The sequence below is a fragment of the Salinicola sp. JS01 genome, assembly GCF_030284585.1.
Classification (GTDB): Bacteria; Pseudomonadota; Gammaproteobacteria; order Pseudomonadales; family Halomonadaceae; genus Salinicola.
Genome location: NZ_CP127244.1, coordinates 640772 through 664234, shown reverse-complemented (window position 1 = coordinate 664234; position 23463 = coordinate 640772). Strand labels below are relative to the sequence as shown.

Below are 23463 nucleotides of genomic sequence, written 5' to 3'. Positions count from 1 at the left end.
GGCGCCGCGGGCTAGGATGCAGGGTTTGTGTCAAACCGTGATGGCACGCCCCGCTGCCAGGAGACTCACCGCTAGCATGGCCAACCACGATCTCATCGCCCGGATCCGAACGCGGATCGACGAGCTGAACCGATCGGAACGCAAGGTCGCCGACGTGATTCTGCGCGACCCCGATGCCGCGATTGGCATGAGCATAGCCACTCTGGCACAGGCTGCCACGGTGAGCGAACCGACCGTCAACCGATTCTGCCGCAACTTCGACACCAAGGGTTATCCCGACTTCAAGATCCAGCTGGCGCAGAGTCTGGCCGGCGGCACCCCCTATGTCAGCCGCAGCGTGGAGAGCGACGACGACGCCGGCGCCTACACCGACAAGATCATCGGTGCGACCATCGCCGCCCTCGACGAAGCACGGCGCACGGTCGACCCCAAGCGCATCGAACGCGTGGTCGATCATCTTTCGCAGGCGCGGCAGATCAACTTCTTCGCCCTCGGCGCCTCGGCGCCTGCCGCCTTCGACGCCCACAACAAGTTCTTCCGCTTCAATCTGCCGGTCGCGGCGCACAACGACGTGCTGACCCAGCGCATGATCGCCGCCGCCGCCCACACCGGCGACGTCATCGTGGTGATCTCCTACACCGGGCGCACCCGCGAGCTGGTCGAGGTGGCCCAGCTCGCCAGCGAGAGCGGCGCCACGGTGATCGGCATTACCCGCGAGAGCTCGCCGCTGGCCGAGGTGTGCACCGACCTGCTGCCGGTCGACCTGGCCGAGGACACCGAGGTCTACATGCCGATGGCCTCGCGCATGATTCACATGGCGCTGATCGACGTGCTGGCCACCGGCGTCACGCTGCGCCGCGGCAAGTCCTTCCTGCCGCATCTGCGCAAGATCAAGGAGAGCCTGCGCCCGACCAAGTTCCCGCCCGCCAAGGAGTGAAGGGCAGGCCGCGATATCTTAAAGGTCGGCGGCAAAAGCGGTTATCATGAGTGCCGAGGCGCGGTCGCAGGTCATTGACCCGCGACCGCGCCTGCCCAATGACAAGTCTTGTTCGACTCCCCCTATTCGAGGTCACGCCATGCGCTGGTTGTTCGCTCTGGTCCTGATGCTGGTCGGCAGCGTCTCGCAAGCCGACACTTTCCGCTTCACCGCGATTCCGGACGAGGACCAGTCGCGCCTGGTCGAGCGCTTCTCCAAGGTCGCCGACTATCTCTCGGACAAGCTCGGGGTCGAGGTCGAGTACGTGCCGGTGACCTCCTACGGCGCGGCAGTGACCGCCTTCCGCAACGACCAGGTACAGCTGGCCTGGTTCGGTGGCCTCTCAGGGGTTCAGGCGCGCCGCCTGGTACCCGGCTCCCAGGCCATTGCCCAAGGCAAGGAGGACGCCGAGTTCCGCAGCTACTTCATCGCCAACACGCAAGCCGACATCGCCCCTTCCGAGACGGCGCTGCCCGAGGCGGTGCGCGGACACAGCTTCACCTTCGGCGCCAAGACCTCGACCTCGGGGCGACTGATGCCCGAGCACTTCATCCGCCAGCGCTTCGATGCAGCCCCCGACAAGGTCTTTTCGCGGGTCGGCTTCTCCGGCGACCACTCGCGTACCATCGCGCTGGTCGAGTCCGGCACCTATGACGTCGGCGCGGTCAACTTCACCGTATGGCAGGCAGCGGTGGCCGATGGCCGTGTGGATACCGACAAGGTCGCAGTGATCTGGAAGTCGCCCACCTACCCCGACTATCAGTGGACCGTGCGCGGCGACGTCGACGCGCGCTACGGCGAGGGCTTCAGCGCCAAGGTACAGAAGGCGCTGCTCGAGATGACCGACCCCGCCCTGCTCGAGAGCTTCCCGCGCTCCGGCTTCATCCCGGCCAGCAACGCCGACTATGCGCCGATCGAAGAGGTCGGTGAGTCGATCGGCCTGCTGCGCTGAGACCGCGTGCCGCTCCTTCGCTTCGACGGTGACGACCTGGGGCACGCCGACCGGGTCGTGCTGCCGGGGCTGTCGCTGACCCTGGAACACGGCGAGCAGGTGGCGCTGTTGGGCCAGAGCGGTGCCGGCAAGTCGACTCTGCTGAGTGCGATCCGCGCCCGGCTCGAACCGCACGCCGCCTGGTGCCCGCAGAGCCATGGCCTGGTGCCGCTGCTCTCGGTCTACCACAACGTTTACATGGGCCGGCTGGAGCGCCACGGCGCCCTGGCCAACCTGCTCAACCTGTTGCGGCCGAATCGCGATGCCTGGCAGGCGATCGAAGCGCTGTGCGCCGAGCTCGGCCTCGACGGTCTGCTGCGCCGCCCGGTGGAGCGTCTCTCCGGTGGGCAGCGCCAGCGCGTGGCGATCGCCCGCGCGCTCTATCAGCAGCGCGACGTCTTCCTGGGCGACGAGCCGCTGGCCAGCGTCGATCCGCACCAGGCCCTGCGTCTGTTGCAGCGGATCCAGCGCCAGCACGCCACCAGCGTCATCGCGCTGCATCAGCACCGTCTGGCGCTGAGCCACTTCGACCGGGTGATCGGGCTGCGCGACGGCCAGGTTCAGCTGGATGCCGCCAGCCGTGAGCTCACTCTGGCCGATCTCGACGCGCTCTACCCCGACGCCGCGGCCGCCTCGATCAGCGCCGCCACCTCCGCATGAGCGCGGCACCCGGCTGGCTGCGCGGTGACAGCCCCGGCCTCACCCTCGCCCGGCGCTCGCTGGCGCTGGTGGCACTGTGTCTGCTGCTGCTGCCGCTGGCCGACCTCGAGATCACCGCCGCCGACCCCTGGGCGGAGCTTTGGCGCATGGCCCGCGGCCTGGCCTGGCCGGACTGGCTGGCCCTGGAGAACCCGCTCCACGCCATCGCGCTCACCGTCAGCGTGGCGCTGTGGGGTACCTTCCTCGGCGCGCTGCTGGGGTTTCCGCTGGCACTGGTCTTCCCGCGGTCACGCACACTGCGCGCGCTGTGCGCCTTTGTCCGCGCGATCCACGAGCTGTTCTGGGCGCTGCTGTTCCTGCAAGTGTTCGGGCTCTCGGCGGTCACTGCACTGGCCGCGCTGGCGATCCCCTATGCCGGGATCTTCGCCAAGGTCTACGCCGAGATCCTCGAGCTGACCCCGCGCGCGCCCTCGGCTGCACTACCCGCCGGCACCGGCCGCGTGTCACGCTTCATCTATGCCGAACTGCCGCTGGTGTGGGAGCGCTTGGCGAGCTACACCCGCTACCGCTTCGAGTGCGCCATGCGCGCCAGCGTACTGCTCGGCTTCGTCGGCCTGCCGACGCTGGGCTTCTACCTCGAGAGTGCTTTCCGCGAGGGCCGCTTCGGCGAAGCCGGGGCCCTGCTGTGGGTCTTCTATCTGCTGATCGCGACGCTGCACTGGTGGGGGCATCGCCGCCTGCTGCCGCTGCTGCTGATCGCCGGGCTCTACTGGCTCGGGCCATTGCCCGAGGTCGATGGTGCGCTGCTGTGGCGCTTCGTCAGCCACGATCTGTGGCCGGCACCGCTGCTCGCCGGCGATCTGACGGGACTGCTGGCCTGGGTACGCGACATGCCGGATCTGCTGCCGGCAATCGGCAACACCCTGCTGCTGGCGCTGATGGGGATGGTGGGAAGTCTGGTACTGGCATTGCTGCTGTGGCCGCTGGCCAGTCGCCATTTCGGCAACCGGGCCAGCCGTGGGCTGGGCCGCCTGGCACTGGTGATGGTGCGCTCGACCCCGGAGCTGATGCTGGCGTTCGTCTTCCTGCTTCTGCTGGGGCCATCGATGCTGCCGGCGTGGCTGGCACTGGCGCTGCACAACGGCGCGCTGATCGCCTTCCTGGTGGCGCGCCACGCCGATGGCCTCACTCCCGGCATGCCCGGGCTGCCGGCCTCGGGGCGCTACGCCTACGAGCTACTGCCGCGGCTCTATCCCAACCTGCTGGCACTGCTGTGCTACCGCGCCGAAGTGATCCTGCGCGAGACCGCCCTGCTGGGCATGCTCGGCGTCGCCACCTTGGGGTTCTACATCGACTCCAGCTTCGAATACCTGATGTTCGATCAGGCACTCTTTCTGCTGCTGATCACCGCCGGGCTCAACATCGCGGTCGACGCCGCCGCCCGCCGCTTCCGCCCGCGCGAGGTGCCGGTCGACGATCCGTGCAGCCGCTGAGCTGGGACGAAGGACGCGAGTGATTCCCGACGACGACCCCACAAAAAAACAATGCCCAGCGGGAAGCCGGGCATCCAAGAGAACCTATCGGGTCAGAACCCTTCACTCGCCGGCATCGCAACTTGCCGTCTTGCCGCGCTTCCCTGCGGCGGCACGCCATCCTTGGCGTGTGCGCTTCCAGCGCATGAGATCTTCCTGATCTCTAAGTTTACCTAGACGATGGTAGCACCGCGTAAAAACCTTGTACAACATTTTTACGCTCGGGTTGGCAAGCGTCATCCGCATGCGTAGGCTTGGCGGATCGCAGACAACACTAATTTAAGGTTGTCTGTTGACTATGCAGCCGGCCATCGCAGCGGGTGCCGTGGCGGAGAGACAAAGGGATCGTTCGGTTGGCGGCGTGCCGGACCGGCGCCAACCGTTTGTTAACTCAGATCAAGTCGGCACGCGACGACTGAGGGTAGGCTTGCCAGGCCCGCGGAATCGTCCTTCCCGGGCGCGCCGGGCTCAGGCCCGGCGCTTTACGCCCCGCTTGATCCCCGCACGCCGCGCAAATGCATAAACCTTGCACGGAGCCTGACGCATTTTCCGTTATGATGCGTCGATCCGTGACACGGATGTAACACTCGTTTTCACGCTCGTTTTTACGACCAGGACTGTCGATACCGCGCATGACGGAGCTATTCGTTCAGGAGTGGCGAGGCTGGACCCCGCACCGCGAAGCGGCCGGCGAGGCGCGCCTGGAGACCAGCGCCAAGCCCGCCGGCACGGCAATCCCGTCGATGCTGCGCCGCCGCCTCAATCTGATCGGCCGCGCCGTATGCGATATGCTGATCGCGCTCGACCCGGCGGCCGAGCTGGATGTGCTGCACGCCTCGCGTCACGGCGACGGCGAGCGCACGCTGGAGATGCTCTACGCCATCGATGCCGGTGAGCCGTTGTCGCCGGCGCGTTTCGGCCTGTCGGTGCACAACGCCATCATCGGTGTCTACTCGATCGCCAGCGGCAATCGCCGCAGCCAGCAGGCGGTGGCCGCCAGCGGCGCGGAGTGGGCGGCGCTGATGGCCGAGGCGCTGGGGTATCTCAGCGACGGCAGCGAACGCCTGCTGGTGGTGTTCGGCGACCAGCCGGTACCGGCACGCTTCGCCGACTTCGCCCCGCATACGCCAGCGGCGGCGGTGGCCATGGTACTGGGCACGACGCCCAGCCCGGGGGCGCGACGTCTCACGCTCGCGGCGACTCACGACACCGTTGACGATGCGCTGCAGCCGCTCGATGTGATCGACTGGCTGATGCAGCGGCGCGGGCCGCTGAGCTGCCCGCTCGCCGGGCGCACCTGGACACTCGCGCCGGACGCCTGAAGGCGCCCGGCGCTGTCGTTGAGAGCGGAGAGCTGAGAACGAATGAGCAGTACCACGCGTCGCCCCGACGCGTACAGGCCGGCGTAGAACCGGCCGCAGGGCGGGGGCGCGTGCCACGCGCGGCCCCGCGAAGATGATGGTGGCAAGGACACTGGTGACAAGGAAAGCAAGATCATGACCACGACAGCGCTGGAACAAGAACTCAAAGAGATGATCATCGAGACCCTGGAGCTCGAGGACGTCACCCCCGCGGACATCGATCCCGACGAGCCGCTGTTCGTCGAGGGTCTGGGGCTCGATTCGATCGACGCCCTGGAGCTCGGCCTGGCGCTGCAGAAGCGCTACGGCATCACCCTGGAGTCGGATGCCGAATCTTCACGTCAGCACTTCGCCAACCTGAGGAGCCTGGCCGCGCTGGTCGAAGCGCGCCGCGTCAGCTGAGGCGTCGGCCGTGATCTCCCCTTCCCGCGGCCGCACCGGACCGCAGCGCCTGCTCTGGTGTCTGGCGGCACTGCTAGGTCTGGCCTGGCCCTTCGTGGTGCACGCCCTGCTGCCGCGCCTCGGTGCCTGGCCGCTGCTGCTGGCGCTCGCCGCGCTGGCGTGGTGGCGGCTGCCTGCCGCCCACCGCCGCTGGGGCTTGGGCCTGCTGCCGCTGTTGGCGCTGGTGCTGTTCACCAATAGCGCCGAGCTGGGCCTGCGGCTGTGGCCGTTCGCGCTAAACCTGGCGCTGCTGATGCTGTTTGCCCACGGCCTGCGCCACCCACCACCGCTGATCGAGCGTCTGGCACGCCGCCAGGAGCCGGACCTGCCGCCCCATGCGGTGCGCTATACCCGCCGGGTGACCCAGGCCTGGTGCGTGTTCTTCGCCGTCAATGGGGCACTGGCTCTGGCCACTGCGCTCTACGCCGACATGACACTGTGGACCTGGTACAACGGCGGTATCGCCTATGCCCTGATGCTGGCGATGTTCGCCGGAGAGTGGGTCATCCGCCAGCGGGTCAAGAAACGCCACGCCGAGGAGCCGCATGCGTCATCTTGAACTCCAGGCGCGCCCCTGGCGCGAGCGCGACGCCGAGGCCCGTGTCGCCTGGCACCCGCCCACCGATAGTGCCGCCAGCTGGGTCAGCGTAGGCGCCTGGCGTCAGCGTATCGGCGCCTGGCAGGCACTGCTCGCGAGCCATACCGATGGCAGTGGTGCATGGCTACTGTTCGATCCCGACCCGCTGGAGTTCAGCGCCGCATTGGTAGCGATCTGGGAGCGCGGCGAGCAGGCGATCCTGCCCGCCGATGACCAGCCCGCCACCCTGGCCGCGCTGCGCGACTCGGGCCAGCCGCTGGGCACCCTGGCCGGCGGCGCGCGCGCCGGAGCCGATCGCGACCCGGAGTGGTCGCAACGGCCGCTGCCGGCGATCGCAGTGATACTGTACACCTCGGGCTCCACCGGCGAACCGCAGCGCCTCGACAAGCGCTTCGCCCAGCTCGATGCCGAGCTCGCCACCCAGCACCGGCTATGGCCCTACACCGAAGACCTGGTGATCGGTCAGGTCAGCCACCAGCACATCTACGGCCTGCTGTTCCTTATCCTGCGGCCGCTGGCCGAGGGAGTGCCCTTCGCTACCCGCCCCTGCCCCTACCCGGAAACCCTGCACGCCTGGCTCGCCGCCTGCGCCGAGGCCCAGTTGCAGGCAGCGCTGGTCAGCGCACCGCCAGCGCTCTCGCGGCTACCCGCTACCCTCGACTGGCCCGCAGTGCGCGCCGCTCAAGGGCGCATCTATAGCTCCGGGGCGCCGCTCTCAAGTGCGGCCAGCGACCTCGCCCTGGCGCTACTAGGCAGCCCGGTGCATGAGGTCTATGGCAGCTCCGAGACCGGCGGTATCGCCTGGCGCGTGCAGCAGCAGGGCGATACCTGGCGCGCCTTTCCCGGGCTCGCCATCGAGAGCGACAGCGAGCAGCGCCTATGGCTGCGCTCGCCGCACCTGGCCGAACCGCAGACCTGGCAGCGCCAGGCCGACCGTATCGCCTTCGAGCCGGACGGCGGCTTTCGCCTGCTCGGGCGCGCCGATCGCATCGTCAAGATCGGCGGCAAGCGCCTCTCGCTCACCGCCATGGACCGCGCGCTGGGCGAGCTCGAGGGCGTCCGCCGGGCGCAGACCGTGACCCTGAACCGGCGCGAGCTGCGCCTGGGCGCAATCGTCGAGCTCGAATCACACCACCTCCCACACGATCACGCCAGCCACCGCGTCACCGTCAAGCGCCTGCGCCGCGCGCTGGCGGAGCGTTTCGAGACGCCGGCCCTGCCGCGCTACTGGCGCTTCGTCGAGACCTGGCCGACCAACGCCCAGGGCAAGCTCACCGCCACGCTGCGTGAGCGCCTGTTCGCCGACCTCGACGACCGCTGCGCGCCGCGCTGGCTGGGTGAGCGCGCGCTGGAAGACGGCATCGAGGTGACCCTGGAGGTCCCCGAGCACTGCCGCTATGTCGATGGCCACTTCGACGCCCAGCCGGTGGTACCGGGCGTCACTCTGGTCCACTGGGCGATGCAGCTGGCGCGGCGCCTGTTCGCGCTCGAGGCGGACTTCACAGGGCTCGAGCGGTTGCGCTTCCCCCAGCCACTACTGCCGGGGGACCGCTTTCGCCTGACGCTGGCCCGGCGGCGGATCAAGGAGAGCGAGAGCCTGATGATCACCTGCGAGAGCGCGCGCGGTCAGCACGCCAGCGGCCGCCTCACGCTCACGGAGCGCCACGATGTCGCCTGATGCACACGCCACGCCGGCCCGGATCGGCGTGCTGATTCCGGTCTACAACCACGCCGGCGCGATCGGGGAGACCTTCGCCCGTCTCCAGGCGCTGGGGCTGCCGATCATCCTGGTCGATGACGGCAGCGACGCCGAGTGCGCGGCGCTGCTCGACGAGCTGGCCCGGGCCGAGGCGACCACCCTGGTGCGCCTGCCGCACAACCGCGGCAAGGGCGCCGCGGTACGCGCCGGGCTTGCGCATGCCGAGGCGCTGGGGCTCACCCATGCGCTGCAGGTGGATGCCGACGGCCAGCACGAAGCCGCCGACCTGCCACCCTTCGTCGCCGGTCTCGACGCCGCCGACGAGATTCTGCGCATCGGCTATCCGCGCTTCGATGAAAGCGTGCCCAAGCACCGCTTCTATTCGCGCTATCTCACCCATGTGCTGGTATGGCTGGCGACTCTGTCGCTGACGCTGCGCGACACCATGTGCGGGGTCAAGCTCTACCCGGTCGCGGCGGTCAACCGCCTGGTCGCACGCCACCCCTGCGGCGACCGCATGCAGTTCGACAGCGAGCTGCCGGTGCGCTGGTACTGGCAGGGCGGGCGGGTCGAGAATCTGCCGGTGCGAGTCCGCTATCCGCTGGACGGCGTCTCCCACTTCGCCCTGTGGCGCGACAATCTGCTGCTCGCCGGCATGCACGCGCGCCTGCTGCTGGGCATGCTGATCCGTCTGCCCATCCTGCTTCGCCGCCGCCTGGGAGCCCCCTCATGACCCCCGCCAGCAGCAATCCCAACCACTGGTCACGGATTCGCGAGTCCGGCAGCGCCGCCGGCGTGCGCACCATGGTGTGGATTCGCCGCCACCTCGGCCGGCTGCCGTTCCAGTTCATGCTGGCCCTGGTGATCGCCTACTTCTATGTCGCCCACGGCCTGCACCGGCGCGCCTCGCACACCTATCTGGTCAGGCTCTGGCGCCATCTCCACGGGGCTCCGCCCCGGCGGCTCACCTGGCTCAGCCTGCGCCACTTCCGCAGCTTCGGGCAGAGCCTGATGGACAAGATCGACGCCTGGAGCGGTATTCCGCCCCGGGTCGAATTCGCCGAGGGGGCGCGTCAGCGCTTTCTCGATGCCGTCTCCAGCGGCCGCGGCGGCGTGATGTTCGTCTCTCACGTCGGCAACATGGAAATCTGTACCGCGATGAGCGACATGCGCGAGGATTTCCGCGCCACCCTGCTGATGCATACCCGCAACGCCCAGCAGTTCGACGCCGTGCTGGCGCGTTCGACCCATCGCGAGAATCCCCCCGAGATCATCGAGGTCAGCGAGATCACGCCATCGACGGCGATGCAGCTCGGCCGGCGTATCGCCGAGGGCGGCTTCGTGGTGATCGCCGCCGACCGGGTGCCGATCAGCGACAGCGGGCGGGCGCGCACGCTGTCCTTTCTGGGCCACCCGGCGCGCTTCCCCGAGGGACCGTTCTGGCTCGCCAGCCTGCTGCGCTGCCCGATCTACACCATCGGCTGCTTCCGCCATCGCGACGGTTACCGGGTCGAGTTCGACACCTTCGATGACACCCAGCGGCTCGGCCGCCGCCAGCGCGACGCCTGGATCGGCGACGCCATGCAGCGCTACGTCGCCTGGCTCACGCGCCAGTGCGCGAACACCCCGCTGCAGTGGTTCAACTTCTTCCCGTTCTGGCTCGACTGTGCCGACGCCCAGTCGAACGCCGCGGATGACGCCTCGACCGCCGCCCAGGCCGACGCCCCGCGCGACTGATCTGAGTGAATAACTCTGCGCCCGCCACCGCCTGCCGAAGGAGTGCACCCATGCCCCAGCCAACCCCCGCCCACCGCGCCCGCCGCCTGCTCTCGCTGCTGCTCGCCTGCCTGTGTCTGGGCGCGCCGCTCGGCGCCTACGCCTTCGATCTCGCCTCGCTGCAGCAGCGCCTGGCGGCGACGCCCTCGCTGGCCGGCAAGTTCACCCAGCAGCGCCGCCTGGCGGATCTCGGCACGAGCCTGGATAGCAGCGGCCGCTTCAGCTTCGTGCGCGGCCAGCGCGTGGTGTGGCAGCTCGAACGCCCGGTCGAGGAGCGCATCGAGCTGACCCCGGAGGCGATCGTCAACGGCAGTGGCGACCGCACCCCGCCCGGCGGCGAGCAGGTCGCGCGGCTGTTCCTGCAGCTGCTCGAAGGCGACTGGCAAGCGCTGGCCTCGCGCTTCGAGATCGCCCTCGCCGGCGATGCCGAGGCGTGGCAGGTGACACTGACGCCCAAGGCCGCGGCGCTGCGCGAGCGCATCTCGAGCATCGCCCTCGATGGCGGGCGCTATATCGATCATCTGACCCTGCGCACGCCCGGCGGCGACACCTTGGCGGTGCGCCTGTATGACCAGCACCCGCTGACCGGCGAGGCACCATGAACGCCCCTGGCGAACGCCCGCCGCGGGCCACCGCCTGGCGCTGGCTGGGGTGGCTCTGGCTGGGCGTGCTCACGCTCTGCGCGATATGGCTGGGCTGGATGCTGCGCCACGGCCTGCCGGCGGATACCGACCTCACCGCGCTGCTGCCGGCGGATCGCCAGGTGCCTCTGGTCGAAGCCGCCGACCGCCAGCTGGGCGAGGGCTTCGAGGATCGCTTCCTGATCCTGTTGCGCGCCGACGACCGGGTCGCGGCGACCCAGGCTTTGGGTGATGCGCTGGAGACGCTGGTCGACGATGGGCAGCTGGCGCGGGTCGACTGGCGCGAGCTGGATCTGGCCGATGCCGACCCGCACGACTGGATGGGGCCCTGGCGCTACCGGCTGCTACCCCCTGCCTGGCAGCAGGCGATCGATCGCGACGGTGGCGAATCGCTGGTCGACCCGGCACTGCGCCGGCTGTTCTCGCCGGCGGCGCGTCCCGACCCGGTGGCGGACCCGTTCGGCCTGCTCGATGCGTGGCTGGCGCGTCAGCCGCAGAGCCCGATCGATGCCGCCGACGGTCTGCTGACGCTGGATGCCCAGGGCCAGCACTACAGCGTGCTGATCGGCCGCCTCGCCGGCTCGCCCTACGCGCTGCCCATGCAGCAGGCGCTGCACGCGACCCTCGAACGCTTTCAGCAGGCGCATCCCGAAGCCCAACTGCTGCGCTCCGGGCTGGTGTTCCACGCCGCCGCCGGCGCGCGTCAGGCGCGTCACGAGATGTCCACCATCGGTGCCGCCTCGCTGCTCGGCGTGCTGCTGATCATCGGCTTCGTGTTCCGCTCGCCGCGGGTGCTGGCGCAACTGCTGGTGCCGCTGGTGACCGGCTCGCTGTTCGCGCTGGCACTCACCCTCGGTCTGTTCGGGCGCCTGCATCTGCTGACGCTGGCCTTCGGCGCCAGCCTGATCGGCATCGCGATCGACTACGTGCTGCATCTGCAGTGCGACCGTGCCATCCACGGCCGCGCCTTCCGCCTGCGGCGGCTGCTGCCGAGTCTGACCCTGGGGCTGATCTCGAGCGTGATCGCCTACGTTGCCCAAGCGCTGACACCGATGCCGGGGCTGCGCCAGATGGCCGCCTTCGCGGCCTTCGGGCTGATCGGCGCCTGGCTCACCGTGGTGCTGTGGCTGCCGCGCTTCAAGCTTCACGCCAGCCCCTTCACCGCGCGCCTGGCCGAGCGCTGGTGGCGGCTGTGCCAGCCGCGCCGGCGGCTGCCGCCGTGGCTGGCACTCGGGCTCGCGCTGGGGCTGATCGTGCTGTGCACGCTACGTTTGACCAGTGATGACAGTCTCGCCCTGCTCAACCCCTCGCCGGCCGAGCTGATGCACGACGAGGCCCAGGTCCAGCAGTTGCTCGAGCGCGATACCGGCAGCCGCTACTTCCTGGTCCGCGCAGACGATACCCAGGCGCTGCTGACGCGTCTCGCAGCACTCGATCAGCGCCTCGACCGCGCTATCGCCGACGGCCTGGCGATCGACTATCAGTCGCTGGGGCGCAGCGTGCCCAGCGCCGCCGAGCAGGATGCCAATCTGGCCCGGGTGCGCACCCTCTACGGCGCCCCGCTGGAGACCCTGATCCAGCGCGCCGGGCTGCCGGCGGACCTCGCCCAGGCCGCCCGCGCACGGCTCGACGACGCCCCGCGCCTGACGCTCACCGACTGGCTCGCGACCCCGCTGGGCCAGCTCCAGCAGCGGCTGTGGCTGGGCCAGACGGAATCCGGCGAGGTCGCCGCCAGCGTGGTCGTGAGCGGGGCCCGCAGCGCCGCCATCGCCGAGCGGTTCGCAGCCATCGCCGACGCCCAGCCTGGCGCGATCTATGTCGACCGGGTGGCGCGTATCGGTAGCCTGCTGGGCGAGCTGCGCCGCCACACCGCCGGCTGGATCGCCGCGGCCATGGCGCTGATGACGCTGGCCCTGATCTGGCGCTACCGCGGGCGCGCCTGGCGCGTGGTGGCACCGCCCTTCGGCGCCACCCTGATCGTGCTGGCGGTGTTCGCGCTGACCGGGGTGCCGCTCAATATTTTCAATCAGCTGGGGCTGCTGCTGGTGTTGGGGATCGGCCTGGATGCCGGTATCTTCAACGTGGAGTACGCCAGACAACCCTCCGCCTGGCTGGCGATCACCCTGTCGACCCTGACCAGCCTGCTGGCCTTCGGCATGCTGGCGTTCAGCGCCACTCCGGCACTGCACTACCTGGGCCTGACCTGTCTGATCGGCCTGGCCAGCGTGTGGCTGCTGGTACCCTGGGTACGCCCGCGCGAGCCCGCCAGCGCCTCCAAGGCCCCCAAGGCCCACTCCGAGGAGAACTCGCATGCGTGAGCGCGATCACGATGTCATCGTCATCGGCGCCGGCCCGGCCGGCGCCACCGCCGCGGCCCTGCTGGCCCGGCGCGGCCACCGCGTGCACGTGGTCGAGCGCGCGCACTTCCCGCGCTTCTCCATCGGCGAGAGCCTGCTGCCCCAGTGCATGGGCGACCTCGAAGCGGCCGGGCTGCTGGAGACGGTACTCGCCGCCGACTATCAGCCCAAGAACGGCGCCGCCTTCACCCGCCACGGGCAAGCCACCGCCATCGATTTTCGCGACAAGTACTCGCCCGGCTGGGGCACCACCTTCCAGGTCGAGCGCGCCGATTTCGATCAGCGCCTGATCGAGGCCGCCCGCGGCCATGGCGCCACTCTCGAGTTCGGGGTCAGCGTCGATGCCTTCCACCCCGACCCGCAGCGCCCCGGCGTCACCCTCCGCGACGAGACCGGTGAGGTGCGCGAGCTGCGCGCCGGCTTCGTGCTCGACGCCAGCGGCTACGGCCGCGTGCTGGCACGGCTCGAAGGGCTCTCCCGCGAGCCGCGCCTGGAGCCGCGCATGGCGCTTTACACCCATGTCGACGAGCGCATCGACGCCCCCGACTACGACCGCGAGAAGATCCTGATCGGGGTCCACCCGCGGGACCCTGCGATCTGGTACTGGCTGATTCCGTTTCGCGACCATCGCGCCTCGGTTGGCGTGGTCGGCGATATCGCCAGCCTCAGCGCCTACGGTGACACCCCCGAGGCGCGCTGGCAGGCGCTGATCGCCGAGGAGCCGCGCTTCAGCGCCCTGCTCGACGGTGCCACCCCGCGGCGGGCGGTGGGCGAGCTCAAGGGCTACGCCGCCGATGTCGAGCGCCTGCATGGCCCCGGCTACGCGCTGCTAGGCAACGCCGGCGAGTTTCTCGACCCGGTATTCTCCTCCGGCGTCACCATCGCCCTGCGCTCGGCGAGCCTGGCCGCACCGCTGGTGGCGCGTCAGCTCGACGGCGACACGCCGGACTGGGACGCCGAGTTCGAGCACCCGCTGCGTGAAGGCATCGCCACCTTCCGCGACTTCGTCGACGGCTGGTACGACACCCGCCTGCAGACGATCATCTTCCACGACCAGGCCCCACCCGAGATCCGTGCGCGCATCAGCGCCATCCTCGCCGGCTACGCCTGGGATCGCAGCAATCCTTTCGCCAGCGCCTCGCGCCGGCATCTCGACACGCTCTCGGCGCTATGTCGAATGCAGGCGGCACAGCGCGCCGAGGAGACGTCATGAACGGCTCGCTCCGCCGCCGTCACCCACTCGCGCTGGCGTTGCTCGGCGCGCTGCTGCTCGGCCTCTCCGCCTGCAGTCTGTCGCCACCGGTCTCGCCTTCGCCGCCGCTGGCGGCTGCGGTCACTCCCGAGACCCTGGCCAGCCGCCTGACCTTCACGCCCGATGAGGGCGAAGCGCGTACGCTGATCGCCTTCATCCGCATCACCCCCGAGGCGCTGCGCGCGGTGCTGGTGACCCCCTACGGCCAGCGCCTGACCACCCTGGTACGCGACGCCCAGGGCGCGCGCTTCGAGGCCGGCGATGCCCCGGGCGAGCCGCCGCTGCCGATCCCGCCGGCCTGGCTCGCCTCGCGCCTGGAGTGGAGCCTGTGGCCACGCGCCGCGCTGGAACGCGCCTTCAACGGCAGCGCCTGGCAGGTCACCGAGCATGATGATCAGCGTGATATCCGCTACCACGGCCGGCTCGCCGCCAGCATCACCCCGCGACCCGATCCCGCGCATCCCCAGACCCTGACCCTCGACGACCGCCAGGGCGGCTACCGCCTGACCATCACCCCGCTCGACCAGGAGGGTGACGTATGAGCGCTTCCTTCGCCTGCCGCCTGTCGCGGCCCGGGGTGGTGTGCTCGCTGGGCAGCGACCTCGAGACCATCGCCGCGGCGCTGTTCAGCGGTCAGCGCCAGCTCGCCATCAGCGACGACTTCACCCCCGGGCGGGCGCTGCCGCTGGGTCGCGTGACCCGGCCGCTACCCGATGACAGTGATTGGGAGAGTAACCAGCGCAGCCGCAACAACCGCCTGCTGGCGCTGGCGCTGGACGCGCTGGGTGATGCCCTGGAACCCCTGCTGGCACGGGTGAATCCCGCGCGTATCGGCGTGGTGATCGGCACCAGCACCTCAGGGATTGGCGAAACCGAACGGGCCATCGCCGAGAGCGGCCAGGATGGCCCGCTGCCGGCGAGCTTCGCCTACTCGCGCCAGGAGCTCGGCGCGCCGGCACGCTTCGTCGCCGAGCGCCTCGGTCTGAGCGGGCCCTGCTATGCGCTGTCGACCGCCTGCAGCTCCAGCGCGCGGGCCCTGGCCAGCGCCCGCCGCCTGCTCAAGAGCGGCCAGTGCGACGCGGTGATCGCCGGTGGCGCCGACAGCCTGTGCCGGCTCACCGTCAACGGCTTCGCCAGCCTCGATGCGGTCAGCGACGAACCCTGCCTGCCGTTCTCGCGCCAGCGCCAGGGGATCAATCTGGGTGAGGCCGCAGTCCTGTTCGTGGTCACCCCGGAGCGCGGCGGCATCCAGCTCAGCGGAGTCGGCGAGAGCGCCGATGCCCACCATATCTCGGCGCCGCGCCCCGACGGCAGCGGCGCCGTGGCAGCCATGCAGCAGGCGCTGACGATGGCCGGGCTGGCCCCGGAGGCGATCGATTACCTCAATCTCCACGGCACCGGCACCGCGCTCAACGACCAGATGGAGGCCACCGCGGTCAACGACCTCTTCGCACCGCCGCCGGCGTGCAGCTCGACCAAGGCGCTGACCGGCCACACCCTGGGCGCGGCCGGCGCGCTGGAGGCCGCCTTCTGCTGGCTGGCACTGACCCACGGCCGGTTGCCACGGCACGTCTACGACGGCGACTACGACCCCGAGCTGCCGCCGCTGCCGCTGGTGGGCCACGCGCCCGCGCCGAACGCGCCGCCGCGCCATGCGCTGAGCAACAGCTTCGCCTTCGGCGGCAACAACGCCAGCCTGCTGCTGAGTCGTGACGATGTCTGAGTGCCAATGCCGACGGGCGCTGCCGCGTACCGTATCGACCCACTGCCCGCCTGCGGAGAGTCACCCGTGACAGCGACCACCGCGCATCTGCCCTGCGCCATCGCCCCGCTGGTGCCCCACGCCCGCGGCATGTGCCTGCTGACGCGCCTGCTCGAGGCCGACGCCGAGGGTGCCATTGCCGAGGGCGAAACCCGACCCGACGATCTGTTCGCCGAGGCTGAGGGGCTGCCCACCTGGGTCGGCATCGAGTGGATCGCCCAGAGCGTGGCGGCCTGGGCTGGCTACCACGCCCAGCGCCGCGGCGAGTCGCCAACGCCGGGGCTCTTGCTGGGTAGCCGCCGCTATCGCGCCGTGCAGCCCCACTGGCCGTTCGGCCGGCGTATCCATGTCGCCATCAGCATCGACTTCGTCGCCGACAACGGCGTGACCCAGGTCAATGGCGAACTGCGCTGGGCCGACGGCTCGGCCAGCCTGGCCAGCGGCAGCCTGACGCTCTATCGGCCCGCCGGACTCACCCTGCCCGGCCAGCCGCCGGCCACCTGAACGCCCGCCGGGCCCGACTCGCTTTCGTTTAGACACTCTTTTTCGTCTAGACGCTCTTTTTGTTTCGACACCTTATCGCCTGGAGTGCGCATGGAAAGCCCGAGTATCCCCCAAGAGACCGCTTCTCCCACAGGCGAGCGTGGCGCCGACACCATCCTGGTGACCGGTGCCAACCGCGGCATCGGCGCTGCGATCGCCCGGCGCCTGGCCCAGGACGGCTTCGACCTGGTGCTGCACAGCCGCCGCGACGGCGACGATATCGCCCAGGTAGCGGCGGATGCCCGCGCCGCCGGCGCCCAGGTGCGCCTGCTCCAGTTCGATGTCACCCAGCGCGAGCGGGTCAAGACGCTGCTGGAAGCGGATATCGCCGCCCACGGCTGCTACTACGGGGTGGTGTGCAACGCCGGTATCGCCGTCGACAAGCCCTTCCCGGCACTGGAGGACGAAGACTGGGACAGCGTGCTCAAGACCAATCTGGATGGCTTCTACAACGTGCTGCGCCCGCTGGTGATGCCGATGATCCAGCGCCGTCGTCCGGGGCGTATCGTCACCCTCTCCTCGCTCTCGGGGCTGATCGGCAATCGCGGCCAGGTCAACTATAGTGCAGCCAAGGCAGGCATCATCGGCGCCACCAAGGCGCTCGCGGTGGAGCTGGCCAAGCGCCGCATCACGGTCAACTGCGTCGCCCCGGGCTGGATCGAGACCAGCATGACCGAGGCGCTGTCGCGGGAGGAGATTCGCAAGCTGGTGCCGATGCAGCGCCCCGGCGAACCGCATGAAGTGGCGGCCACGGTCAGCTTTCTGTGCTCCCGCGACGCCGGCTACATCACCCGGCAGGTTATCGCCATCAACGGCGGCATGTGCTGATAGCGCTGAGATAGTGCTGAGACAGGCGGCCAGCGTTCAAGCGCCTGGGCCGCCGGCCGATAACGCTTCGATGGGCCAGCGACCGCTCGCCCATCGAGACCATTCCGCGGAGTCGAGAGTCGAGATGAAAGCCGGCGTTTCCATCGCATTGATCGTCATCGTCATGCTCGCCCTGTGCGGCGCGGGCCTGTACGCCAGCGACCTGCACTGGCCGCTGCCGCACGCCGCGCTGGCGCCGCTGGGACTGTTCCTGCTCAGTTTGGTGCTGGCCGGCTGGCTGTGCCTGACTCTGGTGCTGATGGCGCGCGGCCAGAGCCAGCAGCAGCGGGCCCTGCACGAGAGCCAGCAGGCGGTTCAGCGCCAGCTCGAAGCGGCCGAACTGACCCAGTTGATGAGTCAGTTCAGTCGTCACGCCGAGGCGCTGCTGGACAAGGAGAGTCTCGACCCCAACAAGCGCAGCGTGATGCGCTGTCTGGCGGTGGATGCCCTGCGCGGCAACAGCGGCCGCGGCGATACCACCTACACCCGCCTGGCACGGCTGTTCGAGTGGCTGGATGCAGAGGCCGCTCTGCAGGCGCAGGATCCGCATCGCCAACGGCTGATGGTGCCGACCCTGATGCAGTACGCCGAGATCGCCAGCCAGCTGTGTCGGGTCGGCGAGAGCCGGCCGGAGAAGCTCACCCACTTCCTCACCCACCAGCCGCCCGCCGCCAGCCGCGAGGCGGAGTGAAGGCGGGCGGGGATCACGCCTCGCCGCCCGTCTTCACGCTGCCTGCACGGGGGACGCGAATCGTGCCCCGGGGAAAGACGCGGCTTACTTGATCGCCGCGGTGACGGTGATCTCGACCTTCAGCTCGGGCGCCGGCATCGGCGCGGTGATGCAGGTGCGCGCCGGAGCATGACCCGCCGGCACCCAGGCGTCCCACACCGCATTCATGGCGGCGAAATCCGCGCCATCGGCGAGATAGATCGTCGCCGCGAGCAGGTGCTCGCGGTCGGAGCCGATCTCCGCCAGCAGCGCATCCACCCGCGACAGCATGCTGATCGTCTGGGCGGTGATATCGCCCTCACGGGCCTCCGGGCCGCTGACCTGACCGCACAGATAGGCGGTGCCGTTGTGGATCACGGCACGGCTCATGCGGGTCTGGGTGTCGTGGCGTTGGATGGTCATGGATGTTCTCGCTCCTGTGACTCGCCGCGCGACAGGCGCGGCGTATTGATTGGGTGGCGCGGCAGCTGCCGGGGTCAGCGCAGTATCAGGGTGGCACTGCGCGAATGTCTGAGCATCGCCGTGGTGGTGCTGCCCACCAACAACTGACGGATACGCGAGTGGCCGTAGGCGCCCATGATCATCAGATCGATGCGCTCGCGCTCGGCGTAATGGCCCAGCACCTCGTCGACATCGCCGGCGAGAATCTCGCCCTCGGCCTCGACCTGCCCCTCGCGCAGCCGGGTCAGCGCCCAGTCGAGCTGGGCACGCTGGTCATCGGTACCGGCGCCGACCATTACCACATGGCACACCAGACCGTTGAGCAGCGGGCTCTCGGCGATCATATCGACGCCCTTGCACGTGGTCTGACCGCCATCGAAGGCGAGCAGCAGCCGCTGCGGCGCCTGGAACTCGGGCGGGGTGACCAGGATCGGCGTATGCAGTGCGCGCACCACCCGCTCCAGATTGCTACCCAGGTGATCCCGCGCCTCGGCCACGGACTCGCCGCGCTTGCCCAGCACCACCAGCCGGGTCTGCGCCTCGCGCTCACTCAGCGCCTCCAGCAGGTCGCCGTGGCGCAGCGCAGTGGCCACCGCCGGCGCGCCGGACGCCTCGGCCTGCGCCTTGGCCGCCGCCAGCAGCTCACGCCCGTGCTGCTGGGCGAGCTTGGCACGCTCCTCGTCGAGCCGGGTCAACTGCTCGCGCAGATGCTCGCGGCTGCCCAGGCCGATATGGCCGCTGGTGTCGCGCTCGGCGCCGTTCTGCCCGCGGCTCAGCACGTGCAGCAGTTCGAGCGGCGCGCCGATCCGCGCCGCGGCCCACGCGGCGGCGGCACACACCGCCGGCGCGTGGCTGGAGTCGTCGATACAGCCGAGAACCTGACGTTCACTCATGGCATTCTCCTGTTGCCTGGCACCCGTCACCCGAGACTATCACGCCACCGGGCGGCGGGGTTGTCGTCGCGACGCGCTGGCGTCGCCTGCATCCTGCGGGGCCGCTCAGTGCCCCATGAGTTTCTCCACTGCATCCGGCTTGTCATGCACGGCGAAGCGGTCGACCAGGGTGGCGCTGGCCTCGTTGAGTCCGATCACCTCGACCTCGGTACCCTCGCGGCGGAACTTGATCACCACGTTGTCCAGCGCGCCGACCCCGGTGATGTCCCAGAAGTGGGCGCGGGAGAGATCGATGCGTACCCGCGGCACCGCCTCCTTGAAGTCGAAGCTGTCGGTGAAGCGGGTCGAGGAGGCGAAGAACACCTGACCGATCACCTCGTATTCGCGGGTCTCGCCGTCCGCGTCTATGCGGCTGCCGATATATAGAATCTGCCCCACCTTGTTGGCGAAGAACAGCGATGCCAGCAGTACCCCGACCAGCACGCCGATGGCCAGGTTGTGGGTCGCTACCACCACGATCACCGTGGCCACCATGACGATATTGGTCGACAGCGGATGGCGGCGCAGGTCGCGGATCGACTCCCAGCTGAAGGTACCGATCGAGACCATGATCATCACCGCCACCAGTGCGGCCATGGGGATCTGCGAGACCCAGTCACCCAGGAACACCACCAGGATCAGCAGGAAGACCCCGGCGACCAGGGTCGAGAGGCGGTTGCGGCCGCCGGATTTCACGTTGATCACCGACTGCCCGATCATCGCGCAGCCGGCCATGCCGCCGAGAAAGCCGGTGACGATGTTGGCCAGCCCCTGCCCCTTGCACTCGCGGTTCTTGTCACTGGGCGTATCGGTCAGCTCGTCGACGATGGTCGCGGTCATCATCGATTCGAGCAGGCCGACCACGGCGATCGCCAGCGAATAGGGCAGGATGATCCACAATGTCTCCAGGTTCAGCGGCACGTCCGGCAGCAAAAACACCGGCAGCGAGTCGGGTAGCTGACCCATGTCGCCCACGGTGCGGATATCCATGCCGCTGAACATGTAGACCGCCGTGAGCACCACGATGCAGACCAGCGGCGACGGCAGCGTCTTGCCCACCACCGGCACGTAGGGGAACAGATAGATGATGCCGAGCCCGGCGGCGGTCATGGCGTAGACGTGCCAGGTGACCCCGGTCAGCTCCGGCAGCTGGGCCATGAAGATCAGGATCGCCAGCGCGTTGACGAAGCCGGTGACCACCGAGCGTGAGACGAAGCGCATCAGCGCGCCGAGCTTGAGATAGCCGAACAGGATCTGGATCACCCCGGTCAGCAGGGTCGCGGCGAGCAGGTACTGCAGCCCGTGGTCGCGCACCAGGGTCACCATCAGCAGCGCCGTGGCGCCGGTGGCCGCCGAGATCATGCCCGGGCGGCCGCCGGCGAAGGCGATCACCACCGCCATCGAGAACGAGGCATAGAGGCCGATCTTGGGATCGACGCCGGCGATGATCGAGAATGCGATCGCCTCCGGAATCAGCGCCAGCGCCACCACGGCGCCGGCCAGCACGTCCGCACGGACGTTGGAAAACCAGTGTTGTCTTATCGTGTCGAGCATTGAAGGGTCCACTCAGGGTCATGCCGCGGAAAGGGTGACGGCGCGACGCCGGCCTGCGCACACGGCGGCCGATCTGCCACCCAGGGCACGCGGCTTGGCTTGGGTTCTACACGGTCGAGTGCAAAACGCTTGGGTTCACAACGAGAATCGGTGATACGAACGGAAACGGACCTGCTTGGCCCGGCCGGATGGCGGGTCGCAAGTCGAGCGCGAGCGAGGCTCACGCGGAGGGGGAGTCGACGCTAGGGTGGCGTCATGCGAACGGTGGCGCGTGTCATCGTTGCGTGCCTATCGATACCATGTCTCTGGCGAAGCGCAGAAGATGCCTCGCCTTTCCTGGCGTGCCGCGCCGCCGCGCCGCATGAACGGCGATCGGCAGGGTCGATGACCCGCGGGCGGGGCGACAACGCCGGCGAGTCTAACAGCAAAGTGGTCATCAGCCCAGCCGCGGGCATCAGCGCGAGCCCGTGCGCGACTCCAGAAAGCGCTGCATCGCCTCGACCGTGGCGTCGCTGCAGTGGTGCTCGATCCCCTCGGAATCCGCCTCGGCGACATGCGCCGGGACGCCGAGGGCGAGCAGCGTGGCCAGCACCAGCTGGTGACGCGCCTCGACCTTCTCGGCCAGCGCCCGCCCCTGTTCGGTCAGGAAGACCCCACGATAGGGGCGCGCTTCGGCCAGGCCGTCGCGCTTGAGTCGTGAGATCACCTTGGATACCGCTGCGGCGCTGACGCCGAAACGCTCCGCCAGATCGCTGGCGCGGGCCTCGCCATGGTCACGATGCAGCTGCGCGATCTCCTCCACGTAATCTTCCACCAGCTCCTGCTGATGATCGAGACGGGTGCGCTCGAAGCGGGCGTAACGTGGTCGGGGTGTTCCTGGCATGGTGTTCTCATCGACATCGAATGGGGTGAACGGTCACGCACCGGCGGCACCGCCCGTTCACGGCACGTAGAGAGCCTACAGCAACTCGAAGGCCAACACATAACCATTCAACAGGATGATCACCCCGGCCACCACGCAACCCAGCAGCGTGACCCAGCGCCGGCTGACCAGATTGCCCATCACCCCGCGGCGCGCGGTGAACTGGATCAACGGCACCAGGGCGAAGGGGATGCCGAAGCTGAGCACCACCTGGCTCGCCACCAGCACCTGCTGCTCGGGCAGGCCGAGCATGATCACCGCGATCGCCGGCAGCATGGTCAACAGCCGACGCAACCAGATGGGGATGGTGAAACCGACGAAGCCCTGCATCACCACCTGCCCCGCCATGGTGCCGACGATCGATGACGACAGCCCCGCCAGCAGCAAGGTGAAACCGAACAGCGTGCTCGCCAGCTCGCGGTTCATCAGCGGCGCCAGCAGCTGGTAGCTCTGCTCGATCGAGGCCACGCCGGTGCGTCCGCTGTCGAAGAACACCGCCGCCGCCAGCGCCAGCATCGAGAGATTGATGACCCCGGCCACGCCCATGCCGATGATCACGTCCCAGCGGTAGAAGCGCATCGCACGCTTGCGCTCGTCATCGGTGGTAGCCGGAATGCGCCGCTGGGACAGCGACGAGTGCAGATAGATGACGTGGGGCATCACCGTGGCACCCAGAATCCCCGCGGCCAGGAAGACCGCGTAGCCATCCGGGAACTGTGGCACCAGCATGCCGGTGAGCGCCGGCCCGGCATCGGGCCGCCCCATCAGGATCTGGGCGATGAATCCCGCTGCCACCGCCAGCAGCATGCTGCCGATGATCACCTCGAGTAGGCGGAAACCGTAGCGCTGCATGGTCAACGCCGCGTAGGTGACCGCGCCGGTGAGCAGCGCGCCTTCGAGCATCGAAAGCCCGAACAGCAGATGGAACGCCAGCGCCGCGCCGAGGAACTCGGCCAGATCGGTGGCGATCGCCACCAGCTCGGCCTGGACCCAATAGAACCACACCAGCGGCCGCGGATAGCGCTCGCGGATCATCTCCGCCAGATTGCGCCCGGTGGCCAGCCCCAGGCGCACCGACAGCGTCTGGATCAGCATCGCCATGAGATTGGCCCACAGCACCACCCACAGCAGGGTGTAGCCGTAGCGCGAGCCGGCCTCGATGTTGGTGGCGAAGTTGCCGGGATCGATATAGGCGACCGCGGCGATCAGCGCCGGGCCGAAAAAGGGCAGGAAACGCATCACCAGCGACCGCTGCCGTGCCGGCGCCGACGGGTTTGCGCGTGCCGCGCGGGCGTCACTCAAACTGTTGAACACGCTGACCTCGGGACATCGACGGCCGGGCGAGCCCGCGCCATCAGCGCTTTGTCGCCCGGGTTATCAAGTTAAACCATGGTTGACAAAATATACCCGAGTTATCGAAAGCGCAAC

23 protein-coding genes are annotated in these 23463 nt (G+C 69.1%); 18 read left to right on the top strand and 5 right to left on the bottom strand.

Features of this window, described 5'->3' with window-relative positions:
* Nucleotides 1–76 precede the first annotated feature (76 nt).
* The 18 genes from hexR (at nt 77) to QO259_RS03100 (ending at nt 18147) form a co-directional block, all read left to right on the top strand.
* A complete protein-coding gene (gene hexR, locus QO259_RS03185) occupies nt 77–937 on the top strand; it encodes a transcriptional regulator HexR (RefSeq protein ID WP_207031366.1) in 861 nt (286 codons plus the stop codon).
* A gap of 139 nt (nt 938–1076) precedes the next feature.
* Nucleotides 1077–1928, top strand: coding sequence for a putative selenate ABC transporter substrate-binding protein (locus QO259_RS03180; RefSeq protein WP_035476025.1), 852 nt, complete (start codon nt 1077–1079; stop codon nt 1926–1928).
* A gap of 6 nt (nt 1929–1934) precedes the next feature.
* Entirely contained in the window at nt 1935–2627 is a 693-nt protein-coding gene (locus QO259_RS03175) for an ATP-binding cassette domain-containing protein (RefSeq protein WP_285951764.1), read from the top strand.
* On the top strand, nt 2624–4120 hold the full coding sequence (locus QO259_RS03170) for a PhnE/PtxC family ABC transporter permease (protein WP_285951763.1): 1497 nt from the start codon (nt 2624–2626) through the stop codon (nt 4118–4120). The genes QO259_RS03175 and QO259_RS03170 overlap by 4 nt, the downstream gene beginning before the upstream one ends.
* A gap of 671 nt (nt 4121–4791) precedes the next feature.
* Nucleotides 4792–5481 (top strand): beta-ketoacyl synthase chain length factor, encoded by a 690-nt coding sequence (locus QO259_RS03165; RefSeq protein ID WP_285951762.1) that lies wholly within the window; start codon nt 4792–4794, stop codon nt 5479–5481.
* Nucleotides 5482–5655: 174 nt separating this feature from the next.
* A complete protein-coding gene (locus tag QO259_RS03160) occupies nt 5656–5922 on the top strand; it encodes a phosphopantetheine-binding protein (RefSeq protein WP_035476021.1) in 267 nt (88 codons plus the stop codon).
* Between the two features lie 10 nt (nt 5923–5932).
* A complete protein-coding gene (locus QO259_RS03155) occupies nt 5933–6520 on the top strand; it encodes a COG4648 family protein (RefSeq protein ID WP_233076829.1) in 588 nt (195 codons plus the stop codon).
* A complete protein-coding gene (locus tag QO259_RS03150) occupies nt 6507–8237 on the top strand; it encodes an ApeI family dehydratase (protein ID WP_285951761.1) in 1731 nt (576 codons plus the stop codon). The genes QO259_RS03155 and QO259_RS03150 overlap by 14 nt, the downstream gene beginning before the upstream one ends.
* On the top strand, nt 8227–8991 hold the full coding sequence (locus QO259_RS03145; RefSeq protein ID WP_285951760.1) for a glycosyltransferase family 2 protein: 765 nt from the start codon (nt 8227–8229) through the stop codon (nt 8989–8991). The genes QO259_RS03150 and QO259_RS03145 overlap by 11 nt, the downstream gene beginning before the upstream one ends.
* Nucleotides 8988–9995: a lysophospholipid acyltransferase family protein gene (locus tag QO259_RS03140; protein ID WP_285951759.1), complete on the top strand. Its 1008-nt coding sequence runs from the start codon at nt 8988–8990 to the stop codon at nt 9993–9995. Before QO259_RS03145 ends, QO259_RS03140 begins: the two co-directional genes overlap by 4 nt.
* 50 nt (nt 9996–10045) lie before the next feature.
* Nucleotides 10046–10636, top strand: coding sequence for an outer membrane lipoprotein carrier protein LolA (locus QO259_RS03135; RefSeq protein ID WP_285951758.1), 591 nt, complete (start codon nt 10046–10048; stop codon nt 10634–10636).
* Nucleotides 10633–12993, top strand: a complete 2361-nt coding sequence (locus QO259_RS03130) for an MMPL family transporter (RefSeq protein WP_285951757.1) — start codon at nt 10633–10635, stop codon at nt 12991–12993. The genes QO259_RS03135 and QO259_RS03130 overlap by 4 nt, the downstream gene beginning before the upstream one ends.
* Nucleotides 12986–14245, top strand: coding sequence for an NAD(P)/FAD-dependent oxidoreductase (locus QO259_RS03125; protein WP_285951756.1), 1260 nt, complete (start codon nt 12986–12988; stop codon nt 14243–14245). The genes QO259_RS03130 and QO259_RS03125 overlap by 8 nt, the downstream gene beginning before the upstream one ends.
* Nucleotides 14242–14826, top strand: coding sequence for a DUF3261 domain-containing protein (locus tag QO259_RS03120; protein WP_285951755.1), 585 nt, complete (start codon nt 14242–14244; stop codon nt 14824–14826). The genes QO259_RS03125 and QO259_RS03120 overlap by 4 nt, the downstream gene beginning before the upstream one ends.
* A complete protein-coding gene (locus QO259_RS03115; protein ID WP_285951754.1) occupies nt 14823–16007 on the top strand; it encodes a beta-ketoacyl-ACP synthase in 1185 nt (394 codons plus the stop codon). The genes QO259_RS03120 and QO259_RS03115 overlap by 4 nt, the downstream gene beginning before the upstream one ends.
* 66 nt (nt 16008–16073) lie before the next feature.
* The gene (locus tag QO259_RS03110; RefSeq protein ID WP_207031401.1) at nt 16074–16550 is read left to right on the top strand and encodes a hotdog family protein; all 477 of its coding nucleotides are present in this window, start codon (nt 16074–16076) and stop codon (nt 16548–16550) included.
* A gap of 90 nt (nt 16551–16640) precedes the next feature.
* Nucleotides 16641–17417 carry a 3-oxoacyl-ACP reductase FabG gene (gene fabG, locus QO259_RS03105; protein WP_285951753.1) on the top strand — a complete coding sequence of 259 codons (777 nt, stop codon included), beginning with the start codon at nt 16641–16643 and terminating at the stop codon, nt 17415–17417.
* A gap of 124 nt (nt 17418–17541) precedes the next feature.
* Nucleotides 17542–18147: a hypothetical protein gene (locus QO259_RS03100; RefSeq protein WP_285951752.1), complete on the top strand. Its 606-nt coding sequence runs from the start codon at nt 17542–17544 to the stop codon at nt 18145–18147.
* A gap of 84 nt (nt 18148–18231) precedes the next feature.
* On the opposite strand, the gene QO259_RS03095 is transcribed toward QO259_RS03100, so the two are convergent.
* From QO259_RS03095 to QO259_RS03075, 5 genes are all read right to left on the bottom strand, one after another.
* Complete coding sequence (locus QO259_RS03095; RefSeq protein WP_285951751.1) at nt 18232–18588, bottom strand: RidA family protein; 357 nt, start codon at nt 18586–18588, stop codon at nt 18232–18234.
* A 74-nt stretch (nt 18589–18662) separates the two neighbouring features.
* On the bottom strand, nt 18663–19520 hold the full coding sequence (locus QO259_RS03090) for a universal stress protein (RefSeq protein WP_285951750.1): 858 nt from the start codon (nt 19518–19520) through the stop codon (nt 18663–18665).
* Between the two features lie 105 nt (nt 19521–19625).
* A complete protein-coding gene (locus tag QO259_RS03085; protein WP_285951749.1) occupies nt 19626–21113 on the bottom strand; it encodes a SulP family inorganic anion transporter in 1488 nt (495 codons plus the stop codon).
* Between the two features lie 454 nt (nt 21114–21567).
* Complete coding sequence (mntR, locus tag QO259_RS03080; RefSeq protein WP_035473121.1) at nt 21568–21996, bottom strand: manganese-binding transcriptional regulator MntR; 429 nt, start codon at nt 21994–21996, stop codon at nt 21568–21570.
* A 75-nt stretch (nt 21997–22071) separates the two neighbouring features.
* Complete coding sequence (locus QO259_RS03075) at nt 22072–23349, bottom strand: Nramp family divalent metal transporter (protein WP_233076824.1); 1278 nt, start codon at nt 23347–23349, stop codon at nt 22072–22074.
* Between the last annotated feature and the right edge of the window lie 114 nt (nt 23350–23463).

What these genes read in the sequence shown, in the direction of transcription:
- QO259_RS03085 (WP_285951749.1), bottom strand. Translation starts at nt 21,113, where the DNA reads ATGCTCGACACGATAAGACAACACTGGTTTTCCAACGTCCGTGCGGAC.
- QO259_RS03180 (WP_035476025.1), top strand. Translation starts at nt 1,077, where the DNA reads ATGCGCTGGTTGTTCGCTCTGGTCCTGATGCTGGTCGGCAGCGTCTCG.
- hexR (WP_207031366.1), top strand. Translation starts at nt 77, where the DNA reads ATGGCCAACCACGATCTCATCGCCCGGATCCGAACGCGGATCGACGAG.
- QO259_RS03090 (WP_285951750.1), bottom strand. Translation starts at nt 19,520, where the DNA reads ATGAGTGAACGTCAGGTTCTCGGCTGTATCGACGACTCCAGCCACGCG.
- QO259_RS03115 (WP_285951754.1), top strand. Translation starts at nt 14,823, where the DNA reads ATGAGCGCTTCCTTCGCCTGCCGCCTGTCGCGGCCCGGGGTGGTGTGC.
- QO259_RS03170 (WP_285951763.1), top strand. Translation starts at nt 2,624, where the DNA reads ATGAGCGCGGCACCCGGCTGGCTGCGCGGTGACAGCCCCGGCCTCACC.
- QO259_RS03120 (WP_285951755.1), top strand. Translation starts at nt 14,242, where the DNA reads ATGAACGGCTCGCTCCGCCGCCGTCACCCACTCGCGCTGGCGTTGCTC.
- QO259_RS03125 (WP_285951756.1), top strand. Translation starts at nt 12,986, where the DNA reads ATGCGTGAGCGCGATCACGATGTCATCGTCATCGGCGCCGGCCCGGCC.
- QO259_RS03095 (WP_285951751.1), bottom strand. Translation starts at nt 18,588, where the DNA reads ATGACCATCCAACGCCACGACACCCAGACCCGCATGAGCCGTGCCGTG.
- QO259_RS03140 (WP_285951759.1), top strand. Translation starts at nt 8,988, where the DNA reads ATGACCCCCGCCAGCAGCAATCCCAACCACTGGTCACGGATTCGCGAG.
- QO259_RS03135 (WP_285951758.1), top strand. Translation starts at nt 10,046, where the DNA reads ATGCCCCAGCCAACCCCCGCCCACCGCGCCCGCCGCCTGCTCTCGCTG.
- mntR (WP_035473121.1), bottom strand. Translation starts at nt 21,996, where the DNA reads ATGCCAGGAACACCCCGACCACGTTACGCCCGCTTCGAGCGCACCCGT.
- QO259_RS03150 (WP_285951761.1), top strand. Translation starts at nt 6,507, where the DNA reads ATGCGTCATCTTGAACTCCAGGCGCGCCCCTGGCGCGAGCGCGACGCC.
- QO259_RS03165 (WP_285951762.1), top strand. Translation starts at nt 4,792, where the DNA reads ATGACGGAGCTATTCGTTCAGGAGTGGCGAGGCTGGACCCCGCACCGC.
- QO259_RS03130 (WP_285951757.1), top strand. Translation starts at nt 10,633, where the DNA reads ATGAACGCCCCTGGCGAACGCCCGCCGCGGGCCACCGCCTGGCGCTGG.
- QO259_RS03145 (WP_285951760.1), top strand. Translation starts at nt 8,227, where the DNA reads ATGTCGCCTGATGCACACGCCACGCCGGCCCGGATCGGCGTGCTGATT.
- QO259_RS03160 (WP_035476021.1), top strand. Translation starts at nt 5,656, where the DNA reads ATGACCACGACAGCGCTGGAACAAGAACTCAAAGAGATGATCATCGAG.
- QO259_RS03100 (WP_285951752.1), top strand. Translation starts at nt 17,542, where the DNA reads ATGAAAGCCGGCGTTTCCATCGCATTGATCGTCATCGTCATGCTCGCC.
- fabG (WP_285951753.1), top strand. Translation starts at nt 16,641, where the DNA reads ATGGAAAGCCCGAGTATCCCCCAAGAGACCGCTTCTCCCACAGGCGAG.